The organism is Bradyrhizobium sp. Ses1 (assembly GCF_059512365.1).
On the sequence record NZ_JCAMOQ010000033.1, the window covers coordinates 74788 to 90542 of the forward strand.

Genomic DNA, 15755 nt, shown 5'->3' on the forward strand with positions numbered 1-15755 from the left:
GCGGAACCTTAGCGTGCCAAAAGCTGCCCAACCAGTGGAATGTGGCAGTGGTTCTGGCAGGGCAGCTCAGCGTGTTCCCTGTCTGATCCTGCCAGCGGTCGCCTCGATGCCGATCCAGGCCGGCTTGTCCGGAGCAAACTGCCGCCGGAGATAGGAAACGAGTTCGGCGACCTGGCCGTCGGTCATGCTGTCCTTGAATCCGGGCATATAACCGAGGTCGCCGGTCGCAGGTTCGCGGATGCCGTGCAGGATCACCTGGATCAAATTGTCCGGCACCGCGCTGTGCAGATTGCTGTTCAGGGACAGCGAGGGCCGGCTGCCGAACAGAGGCGGTCCGCCCACCTCGTGACAGACCGCGCAGGCGCCCTGGTAGAGGCGAGCGCCGAAAGAGGCGGGGACAACCGCGCTCGTGGCCGTCGCATGTTCGAGCTTCACGGCGAGCGCTTCCTGCGCCGGCCCGTCAATGGCGGTCTCGTTGAAAGAGCCGAGATAGACGGCCATGGCGCGGATGTCCCGGTCTGGCAGTGCGGCCAATTCCTTCACGACCGGCGCCATCGGCCCGGCCGCCACGCCATGGAAGCGGGATTCGCCGGTCCGCAAATAGGCGTAGAGCTCGTCCTCACTCCAGGGGATCGGTGCCTTTGAGAGCGACGTCAGCGCAGGCGCCTCCCAGCCCTCGGCAAAGCCGCCGGCGAGATAGGCATTCTTCAGTTCGGCGCCGAGCGCGTTGCGCGGCGAATGGCAGGCGCTGCAATGGCCGAGACCTTCGACCAGATAGGCGCCGCGATTCCACATCTCCGACCTGGTCGGATCGGGCTGGAATGTTTTCGTATCGTGGAACAGCGCATTCCATCCGGCGAGCAGCGGGCGCAGGTTGAAAGGAAACTTCAGGTCGTGTTCCGGCGTCATCGCGCGCACCGGGGCCTGCGCCATCAGGTAGGCATAGAGCGCTTGCAGGTCGGCGTCGGTGGCTTTGGCAAAATGGGGGTAGGGGAAAGCCGGATAGAGATGCCGGCCGTCGCGATGGATGCCTTCGCGCATCGCGCGCTCGAAGGCCGGATAGGACCACGCGCCGATGCCGGTCTCGACATCGGGCGTGATGTTGGTCGCGTAGATGATGCCGAACGGCGTCTCCAGCGCCCGGCCGCCCGCGTTGAGCGTTCCGTCCGCTGCGGTATGGCACACCGCGCAGGCGCCGAGCGCCGCAAGCTCCTTGCCGCGTGCAATGGTCGCGGCCGAATAGACCGATGCGTCAGGACGCGCGATCGGCGCAATCGCGCGCCACGGCAGCACGGCCGCGCCGATGCCGACGACGGCCGCACATACGGCGGCGATGCCGGCAAGCACGCCGGTGCGTCTCACGAACGGTTTTTGCCATTTCTCTGACGGAGCAGGCGGCGGTGGCGCCAGCGCAGGCGGAGCAGTCGGTTGCTCGCCGTGCAATCCCTTCAGGATGCGCTCTGGCGTGAACGGCAATTCGCGGAAGCGCACGCCGGTCGCGTCATAGATTGCGTTCGCGATTGCAGCCGCGCTCGGCACGGACGCGGATTCGCCGACACCGAGCGGCGGCTGATCCTGCCGCGGCAGCATCAGCACGTCGATCTTCGGAAGCTCGGGGAACTTGATGATGGGGTAGGCGCCCCATTCTCGTGCCGTCACCGCGCCGCGCTCGAAGGTAACTTCCTCCATCAGGGCGCGGCTGGTCGACTGGATGACATTGCCCTCGATCTGATGGCGCACGCCGTCCGGGTTGATCATCAGGCCGGAATCCTGCCCCGCCACCACGCGCGTCACGCTGACGTCGCCGGTTGCTTGGTTTACCGCGACATCGGCGATCCATGCCGACCATGCGGCGCCATAGCCCGGAAACTTGCTATGGACGTAGAGCGCATAGGCAAAGCCGCGCCCGCGCACGATGTCGCCTTCCGCGACCTTCTCCTCGCGCACCGGTCGCGGTTTCCAGCCGGCGCGTTCGGCGACCGCATTGACGAGGTCGATGGCGCGCTTGTCCTTGAGATAGCGCAGCCGGTATTCGATCGGATCGACGCCGGCTTCAGTCGCGAGCTCGTCGATATAGGATTCATGCGCAAAGGTATTCGGCAGCGCCGAGACGCCGCGAAACCAGGAGGCGCGCACGATCGGCGGCATGTCGTTGGCGACCACGCGCATGTGGTCGTAGTCGTAAGGCGGGATCGCGGTGCGGTCGCCCATCTCGAAGACAGCAGGCGTCGGCGCAATCCTCCCCGTGAGCAGCAGCGCCAGCGTCGGCGCGCCGTTCGAGGGATAGCGCGTGGCAAAGTCGTAGGCGGCCACGCTGCCGTCCGCGTTCAGGCCGCCGTTGACGTCCATCAGCTGCGCGGTGCCCTTCGGCTCCCAGGCGTGCTCCTGCTCGCGCGTCAACTGCACGCGCACGGGACGGCCAACGGCGCGCGAGAGCAGGAGCGCGTCCGCCGAGACATCGTCGGCGCAGTTGCGGCCATAGCAGCCGGCTGCCTCCATCCTGATCACCTCGATCTCGGCTTTTGGCCGCTCGATCAGCAGCGCGAGATCGCTGCGCAGGAGGTGCGGGTTCTGCGTGCCCGACCAGACGTGGATCGCATCGTCGCGATAGTCCGCCACCGCGCAGGACGGGCCGATCGAGCCATGCATCTGGTATGGCCACAGATAGGTCCGCTGCATCGGCTTCGCGGCGCCCTTGATTGCGCTGTCGACATCGCCTTTGTCGAGCAGCGTGCGCGGCGTCGAAGGATTGGCGCGCAACGCCTGCTCGACGTTGTCGAGATCAGTCAGCGTCGGCGCCGGCTTCCAGGCGACCTTCAGTTGCGCCGCCGCCTTGATCGCGTTTTCTTCGCGCTCGGCGACGACGCCGACGAAATCGCCGATCCGCACCACCGCGACGAGGCCCGGAATGTTGCGCACTGAATCCTCGTCGACCGCGATCAGGCTGGTGCCGACGAACGGCCCGGTATCGACGCCGGCATAGGGCGGGCGCACCACGCGGCCGTGCAGCATGCCGGGCACGCGCACGTCGTGGACGTAGACCGGTTCGCCGGTCGCCTTGGCCGGCAGATCGACGCGCGGCACCGAACGCCCGACCACGGAATAGGTATCGACGGATTTCACCGGCACATCGTCGGCCAGCTCGAGCCGGATCGTCTCGTCCGCGATCAGCTCGCCATAGGTGATGCTGCGGTTGTCCTTGCCGCGGATCAGTCCGTCCTCGACCACGAGTTCGTCGCTTGATAGTTCGAGCCGTTCGGCCGCGCGCGTGACCAAGAAGTGCCGCGCCTGCGCCGCTGCCTTGCGGAGCGGCACGGCCGATATCTGGATGGTTTCGCTCGCGATCGTCGGACCCTGGTTGGGCGTCTGCGAGGTGTCACCGAGCACCACGACCACGCGCGCAAAGGATACGTCGAGCTCTTCGGCGACGACCTGCCCGAGCGCGGTGCGGATGCCGGTGCCGAGATCGACATGGCCGTTATAGGCGGTGACAAAGCCATCCGCCGTGATCTTGATGAAGGTCTCGAACGCGCCGTTCGCATCCGATCGTCGAACAACGGAGAGCGATCCCTGCGGCCGGGGGCGATTCTCATCCGACGCCATCAATCGCGTGCCTCGAGTTCGTGGCCGGCCGCGCGCATCGCGGCGCGGATGATCTCGATATGCGCGCCGCAGCGGCAGAGATTGTAGCGCAATGCTTCCAATATCTCGTTTTCGGTCGGACGCGGATTGCGCGTGAGCAGCGCCTTCGTCGTGATGATCATGCCGTTGAGGCAGTAGCCGCATTGTGCGGCCTGCTCGGCGATGAAGGCTTGCTGCACGGGATCTGGATGTTCGCGCGCGCCGAGCCCTTCGAGCGTCACAATGTCGCGCCCGGCGCAGCCATCGATGGGGATCACGCAGGATCGCGCCGCGACGCCGTCGATCAGCACCGCACAGGCGCCGCATTCGCCGAGCCCGCACCCATATTTCGGTCCGTTCAGTTCGAGATCGTTGCGCAGCACGTAAAGCAGTGCGGTGTCCGGAGCGGCGTCGACATCGAAAATCCTGCCGTTGACGGTCAGGCGCATCGGCTCGTGGTCCCCTAAGGCTTCTATGAGCGTTTCGATGATTGCATTGCAAAATCGGCGATCGCAAAATCTACGATCGATGCATCGGAGGATAACGTTTGTGTACAAACGTGCAAGCCGTCAGCAATTTGCTGCACTGCGTTGCCCGCTTTCTGGACAAAGCAGGGAGGCAAATGAGGTTTTATTCGGCAGGTGTGGTTTTTCGCGATTGCACCCGCTTGACAGCTCTACAACCTGCGCGCAGGATCATTCGTATACGAACGATATCCCCGATGATTGATATCCCGGGGACCAGATGACGCCGCCTCCTAACACCAGGCTTGTTCGCGATGGCCGACGTTGCCGCTTCTGACAAGATCCGCTGCGATGCCTGCCCGGTGATGTGCTACATCAAGCCCGGCGCGGCGGGCGCCTGCGACCGCTATGCCAATCATGATGGGAAACTGGTGCGCGTCGATCCGCATATCGTGCTGTCGCGCGCGCTCGAGCATGGCGGGCGCGTGGTGCCGTTCCAGGCGAGCGGCGACTGGGACGGCAAGATCGTCCACCAGGGCGATATCTTCGTCACCGCGATCGGCGCCGGCACGACCTATCCCGATTACAAGCCGGCGCCCTTCATCGTGTCGTCGGAAATCGACGGCGTCGATATGGTCACCGTGGTGACCGAAGGCATCTTCTCCTATTGCGGCGTCAAGGTGAAGATCGACACTGACCGTTATCTCGGCCCGGAGACCGCCGCAGTGCGCGCGCAGGGCGAGGTGGTCGGGCATGTCACGACAAGCGAATACGGTTCGCAGATGCTGTCGCTCGGCGGCGTGCATCATCTGACCGGCGGCTCGAAGAAGGAGGGCCGCGTCACCTGCGATACCCTGATGGATCTGTCCAACTGCAAGCCGGTGGAACTTACGATTGACGGCGGCGCCACCGTCGTGGTGCAGGCGGGCCAAGCGCCTGTTGTCAACGGCGTGCAGGAAGAGCGCATGCGCGTCGGCTGCGGCTCGGCCACCATCGGCATGTTCGCCAAGCAGTGGCACGGCAAGGTCGACGAGGTCGTTGTCGTCGATGACCACATCACCGGCGTGCTCTCGGAGCACCAGGCCGGCAAGCTGCTGGATATCGCTGACACCGGCATCAAGATGAAAGGCCGCCGGTCGACGCCCGGCCGCTATTTCCAGGTCGCCGAACCCGGCACCGGCTGGGGCGGCACCAGGATCTCCGATCCGCTCTCTGTGCTCGGGCCGTTCAATCCCAAGGAGGCGCGGCCGGGGCTGACCATGCTGATGGTCTCGACCACCGGCGAGCATGCGGCCTATTACGTGCTCGACGAGGCGCTGCGGCCGATCGAGCAGGAGATGCCGGCCGAGCTGAAATTCTCGGTCGAGCGCATCCAGGAGAATTGCGAGCCGGCGCTGTGCACCGTGCTGTTCATGGCCGGCGCGGGCGGCTCGCTGCGCGCCGGCGTCACCGACAACCCGGTGCGGCTGACGCGCTCGGTGAAGGACGCGCTGACCCGCGTCACCAGCGGCGGCGCACCTGTCTATGTCTGGCCCGGCGGCGGCATCACCTTCATGGTCGATGTCACGCAGATGCCGATAGGGGCATTTGGCTACGTGCCGACGCCGGCGCTGGTGGCGCCGATCGAGTTCACGCTAAGACTTTCCGACTATGCGGCGCTCGGCGGCCACATGGATTACGTGCGGCCGCTGTCATCGCTCCGCGACAGCGCCGAGATCCGGCCCATGCTCTTCACTTCGGGGAGGCGACCATGACGAGACGTCCGCAAATCGCGCTTCTTCCTGATGGCAAGCGGCTGCATTTGCAGGACGGACCGATCGATCTGATCGTGGAGGCAACGGGAAGCGAGACTGCCGTGCGCGCAGCCTATGATGCGGCGGTGTGCCGCTTCACCGACCTGCTGGACGGGCTCTGCATGGAGCTCGGCGAATTGCGCAAGGCGGCCCATCCGATGCACTGCGCGCTCGAAGGCGTCATCGCGCGCCGCATGCATGCGGCGGTGGCCCCGTTCGCCGCCGACCGCTTCATCACGCCGATGGCAGCGGTCGCGGGCAGCGTGGCGGAGGAAATCCTCGGCGCGATGCTGGAGGCAGCATCGCTCGATCGCGCCTATGTCAATAATGGCGGCGACATCGCCCTGCATCTTGCCGGCGACGAGCAGTTTACCGTCGGCCTGATCGACCGTCCCGATCGTCGCGGCCTGATGCAGACCATGATGATCCACGCCGACGATCCCGTCCGCGGCATCGCCACCAGCGGCCGCCATGGCCGCAGCTTCTCCTTCGGCATCGCCGATGCCGTCACCGTGCTGGCGCGGACCGCCTCGGAAGCCGATGCCGCCGCGACCGTCATCGCCAACGCCGTCGACTTGCCCGGAAACCCTAAGATTGTCCGCCGCCCGGCAAATGAATTGCAGCCCGACAGCGACCTCGGCCCGCGCCTGGTGACGCGGGAGGTCGGCACATTGTCGGCTCGCGAGATCACCGATGCCCTTGAAGCGGGTGCGGTTTGCGCGCGAGAATGCCTTGCGGCAGGATTGATCGAGAGCGCGGCGCTGCGCCTGTTCGGCGAGACGGTGATCGTGCGGGCGCGTGCGCTTAGCGTGCCGGAATCGCAACTCGTTCATGAATGCGCGATAGAGACTACGCGGGCCTGATCAGAAACCGGGCCGAAGACAACAGGGCGGAAACCGATGAGTGCCATCATTCGCAAGATCGTCACCGTGGTCGAGGAGACCCACATCGAGATGGGTAAGACCATCGCTCCGCCGACCCGGCGCGCGGCGGCGATCGCGGTAATCGAAAACCCCTTTGCCGGCCGCTATGTCGAGGACCTTTCGTCTCTGATCGCGATTGGCGAGGAACTCGGCGAATTGCTGTCGAAACGAGCGGTGGCGGCGCTCGGCATCGAGGGCTCCAAGGCGCATTCCTATGGGAAAGCCGCCGCCGTCGGCGAAAACGGCGAGCTCGAGCATGCGGCCGCGATCTTGCATCCCAAGATGGGAGCGCCCGTCCGCAAGGTCCTGAGTAAAGGCGCCGCATTGATTCCATCCTCGAAAAAGCGTTCTGGTCCGGGGACGACGCTGGATATCCCGCTGGGGCATAAGGATGCGGCTTTCGTGCGCAGCCATTTCGATGGCATGGAGGTACAGATCAATGACGCGCCGCGGGCCAACGAGATCATGGTCGCGGTCGCCGTCACCGATTCCGGCCGGCCGCTGCCGCGCGTCGGCGGGCTGACGGTCGCGGAGATCAAGGGCGAAGACGGTTTGAGATAGTTTTTCTTAAGGAGCGGAGGGTAAGGGATGCGGAATTATTTGATCGGGGCAGGGCTCGCGGTGCTGGTTGCGGGCATGGCAAACACCGCCATGGCCCAGAGCGAGATCAAGATCGGCGAAATCAACAGCTATTCATTGTTGCCCGCCTTCACCGAGCCCTATCGCAAGGGCTGGCAGCTCGCGGTGGAGGAGATCAATGCCGCTGGCGGCATCAACGGCAAGAAGCTGGTCGTCATCTCCAAGGATGACAATGGCAAGCCGGCGGATGCACAGACCGCGGCCAACGAGCTGGTCTCGAGCGAGAACGTCGCGATGCTCGCCGGCACCTTCCTCTCCAATATCGGGCTCGCCGTCTCTGACTTCGCCAACCAGAAGAAGGTATTCTTCCTCGCCGCCGAGCCTTTGACCGACGCCATCACCTGGTCGAAGGGCAACCGCTACACGTTCCGCCTGCGCCCCTCCAACTACATGCAGGCCGCGATGCTGGTCGAGGCGGCGGCAAAGCTGCCGGCGAAGCGCTGGGCCACCATCGCGCCGAATTATGAATACGGCCAGTCGGCGGTTGCCGTGTTCAAGAAGCTGATGTCGGAGAAGCGTCCCGACATCGTGTGGGTCGACGAGCAGTGGCCGCCGCAGGGCAAGATCGACGCCGGCCCGGTGGTGCAGGCGGTTGCCGCAGCCAATCCGGAAGCGATCCTCAACGTCACCTTCGGCGCCGACTTGGTCAAGCTCGTGCGCGAAGGCAACACGCGTGGCCTGTTCAAGGACCGCGCGGTGGTGAGCTTCCTCACCGGCGAGCCGGAATATCTCGATCCGCTGAAGGACGAAACGCCGGAAGGGTGGATCGTCACTGGCTACCCCTGGTACGATATCAAGACGCCGGAGCATGAGGCGTTCCTGAAGGCCTACCAGGCCAAGTTCAAGGATTATCCGCGGCTCGGCTCGATCGTCGGCTACCAGACCATCAAGTCGGCGGCCGCGATCCTGACCAAGGCGAACTCGACCGATCCGGAGAAGCTGATCGCGGCGACCGAGGGCCTGTCGGTGCCGTCGCCGTTCGGCGAGATCACCTTCCGCAAGATCGACCACCAGTCGACGCTCGGTGCTTACGTCGGCAAGACCGCGCTGAAGGACGGCAAGGGCGTAATGGTGGAGTCCTCCTACAAGAAGGGCTCCGACTATCTGCCTGCCGATGCCGAGATCGAGAAGCTGCGGCCGAAGGATTGATGGATGATCTCCTCCCTCTCCCCGCTCTTGCGGGGAGAGGGTCGGGGTGAGGGGCTGTCTCCACGAGTCGCGCTCGCGGAGAGAGCCCCTCACCCGAATTGCTGCGCAATTCGACCTCTCCCCGCAAAGGCGGGGAGAGGTGACCCAGCCTCCAACCCGGATCGCCGATGGCCTTTTACGTCGTTCAGTTCCTGACCGGACTTGCCAGCGCCGCCTCGCTGTTCCTGGTCGCCTCGGGGCTGTCGATCATCTTCGGCGTGACGCGGATCGTAAACTTCGCGCATGGCGCGTTCTACATGCTCGGCGCCTACATCGCCTTCACGCTCACCGAGCGCTTCTCCGGCGCGCTCGGCTTCTGGGGCGGCATCGTCGCCGCCGCGCTCGTCGTGGCTGTGGTGGGCGTGCTGGTCGAGATGGTGCTGTTGCGGCGGATCTATCATTCGCCGGAATTGTTCCAGTTGCTCGCGACCTTCGGCCTCACGCTCATGGTCCAGGATCTCGTCGTGCTGATCTGGGGCCCGAGCGACCTGGTCGGCCGCCGCGCGCCCGGCTTCAAGGGCGCGGTTGATTTCTTCGGCCAGAACATCCCGAGCTATGACCTGTTCCTGATCGTGCTCGGCCCTGTCGTGCTCGGCATCCTCTGGCTGCTGTTCCAGCGCACCCGCTGGGGCATCCTGGTGCGCGCGGCGACGCAGGACCGCGACATGGTCGCAGCGCTCGGCGTCAACCAGAAATGGCTGTTCACCAGCGTGTTTGCGGTCGGCGTCTTTCTCGCAGCCCTCGGCGGTGCGCTGCAGATCCCGCGCGATGCCGTGCATCATGCGATGGACTTGCGCATCATCGTCGATGTGTTCGTCGTTGTCGTGATCGGCGGCCTCGGCAGCATCACCGGCGCCTTCGTCGCCGCGGTGCTGGTCTCCGAGCTCAATGCCTTCGGCATTTTGATCTTCCCGAAGATCTCCATCATCCTGGTCTTCCTGGTGATGGCGGTCGTGCTGATCGTCCGCCCGTGGGGCCTGTTCGGCAAGCCGGAGGCGCCGGCGCGCCGCACGCCGGGCCTCACCGTCAATCCGTGGCGGCCCTGGACCTCGAACGAGCGATTGGCCGCAATCGCCGCCCTGGTCGTGGCTGCCGCGCTGCCGTTTTTCGCCGGCAATTACGCGCTCACCGTCGGCTCGGAGATCGCGATCTTCGTGATCTTCGCCGTCAGCCTGCATTTCCTGATGTCGGTCGGCGGTCTCGCCTCGTTCGGCCATGCCGCCTATTTCGGCCTGGGCGCCTATGGCGTCGCCTTCCTCGCTAAACTGGCGGGGCTGCCGATGATCGTGTGCCTCGCGCTTGGCCCGCTATTGGGCCTCGTCGGTGCCGCCGTGTTTGGCTTCTTTGCCGTACAGCTCTCCGGCGTCTATTTCGCGATGCTGACGCTCGCCTTTGCCCAGATCGTGTGGTCGATCGCGTTCCAGTGGGTGGCGGTCACCGGCGGCGACAATGGCATCCTTGGCGTCTGGCCGGAGAAATGGGCGGCGAGCCCGTCGCACTTCTACTGGCTCTCGCTCGGCATCGCGGCGCTGGCAGTTCTGATCCTCCGCATCATCGTGTTCTCGCCCTTCGGCTTCGCATTGCGCGCGACGCGGGATTCGCCGCTGCGCAGCGAGGCTGTTGGCATCAACGGCAAGCGCATCCAGTGGACCGCATTCGTGATCGCAGGCACCGTGGCTGGTCTCGCCGGCGCGCTGTTCGCGTATCTGAAAGGCAGCGTCTTTCCTGACAACATGGGCATCTCGCTCTCGGTCGATGCGCTGGTCATGGTGCTGCTCGGCGGCGTCGAGACGGTGTCCGGCGCCGTGGTCGGCGCCATCGTCTACAAGGCCTTGAACATCTGGCTGGTCAGCCAGACCGACTGGTCGAAACTGGTGCTTGGCGCCTTCATCGTGCTGATCGTCGTCGCCTTCCCGAAGGGCATCGTCGGCACGCTGGAATCGATCCTCAGCCGCCGCCGCAAATCGTCATCGTCGAACTCGCCGCTTCTCGCCTCGCGCATCGAGACCGCCGAATGAGCATGGTCCCCACATTGCTGTCGGTCGAAGGCCTGACCAAGTCGTATGGCGGCGTGCACGCCGTGCGCGGCGTCTCGTTCGAGCTGCGCGCCGGCGAGATCCTGGCGCTGATCGGTCCCAACGGTGCCGGCAAGAGCACCTGCTTCGATATGCTCAACGGCCAGAACATCCCGGACTCCGGCCGCATCACGATCCTGGGCGAGGACACCGCCGGCAAGAAGCCGCGCGCGATCTGGCGGCTCGGCGTGGGTCGCACCTTCCAGATCACCGCGACCTTTCCCACCATGACCGTGCGCGAGAACGTGCAGGTCGCGCTGGTCTCGCACCGGCACCAGCTTTTCAATGTCTGGAGCTCGACGCCGAATTTCGCGCGCGAGGAGGCAGGCCGGCTGCTCGATCTCGTCGGTATGGGCGCCTATGCCGAGCGTCCCTGCGGCGAGCTCGCCTATGGCGACCTCAAGCGGCTCGAGCTCGCGGTTGCACTCGCCAACCAGCCGAAGCTGTTGTTGATGGACGAGCCGACCGCCGGCATGGCGCCGCGCGAGCGCATCGACTTGATGCGGCTCACCGCCACGATCGCACGGGAGCAGTCGATCGGGGTGCTCTTCACCGAGCACGATATGGATGTCGTGTTCGAGCATGCCGACCGCATCCTGGTGCTCAACCGCGGCAGCCTGATTGCCGAGGGATCGCCTGAGGAAGTCCGCGGCAATGCGCAAGTACGCGCGATCTACCTCGGCGAGGGCCTGGTCTACGACGCGCGCCACCGCGACGGAGCGCACGCATGAAACTCCAGGTCAAGGATCTCAACAGCTTCTATGGTCCGGCGCATATCCTGTTCGATATCGCGCTCGATGTCGGCGAGGGCGAGGTGGTCGCGCTGCTCGGTCGCAACGGCGCCGGCAAGTCGACGACGTTCCGCTCCATCGTCGGTCTGGTTGAGAACCGCTCGGGGCGCATCGTGTTCGAGGGCAGGGACGTTTCGCGCGAACCGACGCATGCGATCGTGCGCGGCGGGCTCGGCTATGTGCCGGAGGAACGGCGCATCTTCACTGACCTGACCGTCGAGGAGAATCTCGAGGTCGGCCGTCAGCCGAAGCGCGCCAACGCGCCATACTGGACGCGCGAAAAACTGTTCACGCTGTTTCCGAATCTCGGCGAGATGCGGCGACGCGCAGGCGGGCGCATGAGCGGCGGCGAGCAGCAGATGCTGACGATTGCGCGCACGCTGATGGGCAATCCGTCGCTGGTGCTGCTCGATGAGCCTTCCGAAGGCCTGTCGCCGAAGATCGTCGAGCAGATGGTCGATGCGATCCTTGCCATGAAAAAGGAGGGCGTGAGCATCGTCGTCTCCGAGCAGAACTTGCATTTCGCGCGCCTGATCTCGGATCGCGCCTATATCATCGAGCGCGGCCGCATCTGCTTCGGCGGCACGATGGCCGAGCTCGATGCGCGGCCCGATATTCGGGACGCGCATCTGTCGCTGTGATGGGCGACGGTGGGAGATTCAATAATGGCCAGGAATGGGGGCGCGAAACGCAACCCGAAGCCGCAGAAGATCAGCTACGTTCTGGACGAGCAGATCGGCTTCTTGCTGCGCCAGGTGTGGCAGCGCCATGCCACCATCTTCGCGCGTGAGATCGGCGTCGAGCTAACCTCGCCGCAATGGGCGGCGCTGTCGAAGCTCGCCGAGACCGGCTCGTGCTCGCAGAACCAGCTTGGCCGGCTGACAGCGATGGATGTCGCCACCATCAAGGGCGTCATCGACCGCCTCACGGCGCGGGGCCTGACCGAGACCAGTTCCGATCCTGAGGACGGCCGTCGTTTGCTCGTCAGCCTGACCCGCGCGGGCCAGCAGACGGTCGAAAAAGCTGCGCCGAACGCGCTGGCGATCACCAAGGAAACGCTGGCGCCGCTCGATGGCAAGGAGCGCGAGACGTTGATCGCGCTCCTGAGCAAGCTGCGCTGAAGCGTCCAGAGTCCGCCGGATTGTCGGCGGAACAAAACCCGGCGGCTGACATTGCTAAGGTTCAAGAGGCGGGCAGAGGAACCAACAGGAGTTCCCCCAATGAGGATGAATTGGCTTTACACAACGGCAATCGCCATGACCATCGGCGCCGGCGCGGCCATTGCGCAGGCGCCGGATCAATCGCAGAAGCGCGAGGAGAGCCCTCGCGCACAGGCGCCCACGGCTCAGTCGAAAGACATGGATCGTTCGGGCGCCCCATCCAGGGAAACCGAGCGCTCGGGTGCGGCGGCCGACCACGCGAAGGAACGCACTCAATCTGAACAGAGGGGCGGCGCCAGGGACATGCAGCGCGGCGAGAGCCAGTCGCCGGGTGAGCGAAGCAAGCAGGCTCAGGAGCCGCAAGGACGTGAAAGCAAGGAGCCGACCCGGCAAAGCCAGGATCAGGATCGTCGCGAACGACCGCCAGCCAGCGCGTCGCAGCAGCAGAGCAAGGAAGATCAGCAAGGTCGCAACGCCAAGGAGACCACCGAGCAGCAGCGCGGTCGCGAGGACCGCACTGGACGTGACCGCGCGCAGGACACCAGGCAGCCTGCCGATACCAGGCAGCAGAGCCAGCAGCAGATGGACCGCGACCGCAGGGATCAGCGCGATCAGGCGGCACAGCCCTCCGGCACGTCGACGCAGCAGCAGAGCTCGCGGCCGAGCGACACGACGCAGGACCAGGCCACCAGGACCGGCCAAACGTCTGGACAGGCCGGTCAGCGCGCTGCAAACGTCAATGACGACCAGCGCAAGCAGATCGTGGATCAGCTACGGAGTGATCGAACGGCAACCCGGACCTCCAATGTGAATGTCAATATCGGCCAGCCGTTGCCGCCGAGCATCCAGCCTCACCGGCTGCCGGCAGACATCGTGCGGATTGCTCCGCAATATCGCGACTACGATTACACGCTCGTCGACGACAGGGTCGTGATCGTCGATCCGCGGCGGCACGAAGTCGTCGACATCCTCGACGAAGGGCCGGGCTATGGCGGGGCCGCAGCCTATGGCCGCGAGCGCATCGTCATCAGCGACGACATGCGCACGAGGTTCAGGGAGTTGGCGCGCGGGCCTTCGACCACGGTCGGCTCGACGACCTCGTCGGGCGGAACGTCGGCATCGAACTGCCTGTCGCTGCAGCCCGTGCCAGAGGAGATGGTGCGCAGCAATGCCGAGCTCAGGAACTATCGCTATCTCGCTGTCGGCGACCAGATCGTGCTGGTCGATCCGCAGCAGCAGAAGATAGTGCAGGTGATCGAGTAGGCGCGCCCACACCCCGTCATTCCGGGGCGCGCGTAGCGCGAGCCCGGAATCCATTTTACCGCGCACTCTGCGGCGAGATGGATTCCGGGCTCGATGCTTCGCGATGCCCCGGAATGACTCCGGATCGGTTATCGTCCCACAATCTCCGGCACTTTGCCCGCCGGCGGCGTATTCCTGCTGCGCTGGGTGCGGACGATGCCGTCGATGATGGTCATGCCGATGCCCGGCAGATCGCCGAGCTGCACGCTCTCCAGGATATTCTTGCCTGGCGAATGCTGCGCCTTGTCCATCAGCACGAAATCCGCCGCGCGGCCGACTTCGACCAATCCGCAATCCAATCCGCGCATCCGCGCGGTGTTGCCGGTGGCGAGGCAGAACGCGATCTCTGCCGGCAGTTCGCCCAGCGAGGACAGCATCGAGACCATGCGCAAAATCCCGAGCGGCTGCACGCCGGAGCCGGCGGGCGCATCGGTGCCGAGGATGACGCGGTGAAGATCACCCATATCGCGCGCGATGCGCAGCGTGTAGAGCGCCGATCGCTCATTGCCGTTGTGAACCAGTTCGAGGCCGCGCTTGCAGCCCTCGCAGATGCAGCGGATCTGGTCGTCCGGCAGGGCGGTGTGGCCGCCGTTGATGTGGCCGACCACGTCGGTGTCGGCCTCCAGCACGACATCCTTGTCGATCAGACCGGAGCCGGGGATCGAGGGGCCGCCGGTGTGGATCGTGCTCTGGATGCCGTATTTGCGCGCCCATCCCACCATCTTCCGCGCGGTCGGGCCGTCCTTCACGCCGCCAAGGCCGACCTCGCCGAGCAGTTTGACGCCGGCGGCGGCCATTTCCTTGAAATCCTCTTCCACCATCTCGCATTCGATCACCGGCGCGCCGGCGTGCACCTTCACGCCGCCGGGCCTCAGTGTCCAGAATGCGCGCTGCGCGAAGATAGCCATCGCCTTGAGGCCCACGACATCACGTGGCCGGCCCGGCATGTGGACTTCGCCCGCGGAGATCATGGTGGTGACGCCGCCATGCAGGTAGCTGTCGATCCAGTTGACCTGGTTCTGCCGCGGCGTCCAGTCGCCCGCAACAGGGTGGACGTGGCTGTCGATCAGCCCGGGCGCCACCGTCGTGCCATTGGCATCGACGATGGTGGTAGCGCCTTCGGTGTCGACATCCTTGGCGCGGCCGATCGCGGTGATCTTGCCGTTCTCGGCCACGATGGTGTCGGCGTCGAGGATCGGCCGCTCCAGCGCCCCCGACAGCAACAGCCCGATATTGCGGATCACCAGCTTGCTCGGTCCGGTCGCCTGCGGTGCATCGTGGGCCATGCTCTGTCCTTTTCGCTCAATCCCTGCGCCGCGCATTGTGCCCGCGGCCTGACGTGCCGATCAAGTCGGATTGTTTATTAGTACACGAATAATCGTCGTCGAAAAGCCCCTTGCCGAGGGTGCGGCGGCTCGCGCCACCACCTCCGTCATTGCGAGCGCAGCGAAGCAATCCATGTCTCTACTTGCGGCGCTATGGATTGCTTCGCTCCGCTCGCAATGACGATGTGGCTATTTTGGGTGCGACATAACAACCCGACGGGCAAATCAGCAAAAGTCTGTCCAGTCCTCGCGCGAAAAACATTCCGCTTTCGCCGTCGGGCAAATCAGTGATTTAACTCCGCGCGTCTCACGGCGGATGAGGGCGGGTCGCGATCGTCACGAACGTTGCGGTGAGATGCGGTGGACGCGGGTGCTGTGAACGACGAGCGCAGCTATCCGCGGACGGCGAAGTCGTGTGGTCCTGGCGCCCCGACGCTGGCGCTAAGCTTCTTGTGAAGTGACGGTGGCAAAAGA

Annotated in this window: 12 protein-coding genes; 9 read left to right on the top strand and 3 right to left on the bottom strand. The window is 65.0% G+C overall.

Annotated features, from left to right (window positions below; genetic code table 11):
- Positions 1–66: 66 nt before the first annotated feature.
- On the bottom strand, positions 67–3603 hold the full coding sequence (locus tag AC5ZG5_RS30000; RefSeq protein ID WP_456644024.1) for a molybdopterin cofactor-binding domain-containing protein: 3537 nt from the start codon (positions 3601–3603) through the stop codon (positions 67–69).
- Positions 3603–4070 carry a (2Fe-2S)-binding protein gene (locus AC5ZG5_RS30005; protein ID WP_456644025.1) on the bottom strand — a complete coding sequence of 156 codons (468 nt, stop codon included), beginning with the start codon at positions 4068–4070 and terminating at the stop codon, positions 3603–3605. The genes AC5ZG5_RS30000 and AC5ZG5_RS30005 overlap by 1 nt, the downstream gene beginning before the upstream one ends.
- A 329-nt stretch (positions 4071–4399) precedes the next feature.
- On the opposite strand from AC5ZG5_RS30005, the gene AC5ZG5_RS30010 reads away from it, so the two are divergent.
- The 9 genes from AC5ZG5_RS30010 to AC5ZG5_RS30050 all read left to right on the top strand — a co-directional run bounded on the left by AC5ZG5_RS30010 (position 4400) and on the right by AC5ZG5_RS30050 (position 13917).
- Positions 4400–5839: a 6-hydroxynicotinate reductase gene (locus AC5ZG5_RS30010; RefSeq protein WP_456644026.1), complete on the top strand. Its 1440-nt coding sequence runs from the start codon at positions 4400–4402 to the stop codon at positions 5837–5839.
- Positions 5836–6741 carry a UPF0280 family protein gene (locus tag AC5ZG5_RS30015; RefSeq protein ID WP_456644027.1) on the top strand — a complete coding sequence of 302 codons (906 nt, stop codon included), beginning with the start codon at positions 5836–5838 and terminating at the stop codon, positions 6739–6741. Before AC5ZG5_RS30010 ends, AC5ZG5_RS30015 begins: the two co-directional genes overlap by 4 nt.
- Positions 6742–6777: 36 nt before the next feature.
- Positions 6778–7362, top strand: coding sequence for an amino acid synthesis family protein (locus tag AC5ZG5_RS30020; protein ID WP_456644028.1), 585 nt, complete (start codon positions 6778–6780; stop codon positions 7360–7362).
- A gap of 27 nt (positions 7363–7389) precedes the next feature.
- Entirely contained in the window at positions 7390–8589 is a 1200-nt protein-coding gene (locus tag AC5ZG5_RS30025; RefSeq protein ID WP_456644029.1) for an ABC transporter substrate-binding protein, read from the top strand.
- Positions 8590–8756: 167 nt separating this feature from the next.
- Positions 8757–10646: an ABC transporter permease gene (locus AC5ZG5_RS30030; RefSeq protein WP_456644030.1), complete on the top strand. Its 1890-nt coding sequence runs from the start codon at positions 8757–8759 to the stop codon at positions 10644–10646.
- Positions 10643–11434: an ABC transporter ATP-binding protein gene (locus AC5ZG5_RS30035; RefSeq protein WP_456644031.1), complete on the top strand. Its 792-nt coding sequence runs from the start codon at positions 10643–10645 to the stop codon at positions 11432–11434. Before AC5ZG5_RS30030 ends, AC5ZG5_RS30035 begins: the two co-directional genes overlap by 4 nt.
- Positions 11431–12135, top strand: a complete 705-nt coding sequence (locus AC5ZG5_RS30040; RefSeq protein ID WP_456644032.1) for an ABC transporter ATP-binding protein — start codon at positions 11431–11433, stop codon at positions 12133–12135. The genes AC5ZG5_RS30035 and AC5ZG5_RS30040 overlap by 4 nt, the downstream gene beginning before the upstream one ends.
- Before the next feature lie 24 nt (positions 12136–12159).
- A complete protein-coding gene (locus AC5ZG5_RS30045; RefSeq protein WP_028164318.1) occupies positions 12160–12615 on the top strand; it encodes a MarR family winged helix-turn-helix transcriptional regulator in 456 nt (151 codons plus the stop codon).
- Positions 12616–12714: 99 nt separating this feature from the next.
- The gene (locus tag AC5ZG5_RS30050) at positions 12715–13917 is read left to right on the top strand and encodes a DUF1236 domain-containing protein (protein WP_456644033.1); all 1203 of its coding nucleotides are present in this window, start codon (positions 12715–12717) and stop codon (positions 13915–13917) included.
- A gap of 128 nt (positions 13918–14045) precedes the next feature.
- Here the strand turns inward: AC5ZG5_RS30050 and AC5ZG5_RS30055 are convergent, their stop codons facing one another.
- Positions 14046–15242, bottom strand: coding sequence for an amidohydrolase family protein (locus tag AC5ZG5_RS30055; protein ID WP_456644034.1), 1197 nt, complete (start codon positions 15240–15242; stop codon positions 14046–14048).
- Between the last annotated feature and the right edge of the window lie 513 nt (positions 15243–15755).

Bases quoted from the DNA above. Each gene is read 5' to 3' on its own strand.
- AC5ZG5_RS30055 (WP_456644034.1), bottom strand. From the start codon at position 15,242: ATGGCCCACGATGCACCGCAGGCGACCGGACCGAGCAAGCTGGTGATC.
- AC5ZG5_RS30050 (WP_456644033.1), top strand. From the start codon at position 12,715: ATGAGGATGAATTGGCTTTACACAACGGCAATCGCCATGACCATCGGC.
- AC5ZG5_RS30005 (WP_456644025.1), bottom strand. From the start codon at position 4,070: ATGCGCCTGACCGTCAACGGCAGGATTTTCGATGTCGACGCCGCTCCG.
- AC5ZG5_RS30045 (WP_028164318.1), top strand. From the start codon at position 12,160: ATGGCCAGGAATGGGGGCGCGAAACGCAACCCGAAGCCGCAGAAGATC.
- AC5ZG5_RS30015 (WP_456644027.1), top strand. From the start codon at position 5,836: ATGACGAGACGTCCGCAAATCGCGCTTCTTCCTGATGGCAAGCGGCTG.
- AC5ZG5_RS30025 (WP_456644029.1), top strand. From the start codon at position 7,390: ATGCGGAATTATTTGATCGGGGCAGGGCTCGCGGTGCTGGTTGCGGGC.
- AC5ZG5_RS30000 (WP_456644024.1), bottom strand. From the start codon at position 3,603: ATGGCGTCGGATGAGAATCGCCCCCGGCCGCAGGGATCGCTCTCCGTT.
- AC5ZG5_RS30030 (WP_456644030.1), top strand. From the start codon at position 8,757: ATGGCCTTTTACGTCGTTCAGTTCCTGACCGGACTTGCCAGCGCCGCC.
- AC5ZG5_RS30040 (WP_456644032.1), top strand. From the start codon at position 11,431: ATGAAACTCCAGGTCAAGGATCTCAACAGCTTCTATGGTCCGGCGCAT.
- AC5ZG5_RS30010 (WP_456644026.1), top strand. From the start codon at position 4,400: ATGGCCGACGTTGCCGCTTCTGACAAGATCCGCTGCGATGCCTGCCCG.
- AC5ZG5_RS30020 (WP_456644028.1), top strand. From the start codon at position 6,778: ATGAGTGCCATCATTCGCAAGATCGTCACCGTGGTCGAGGAGACCCAC.
- AC5ZG5_RS30035 (WP_456644031.1), top strand. From the start codon at position 10,643: ATGAGCATGGTCCCCACATTGCTGTCGGTCGAAGGCCTGACCAAGTCG.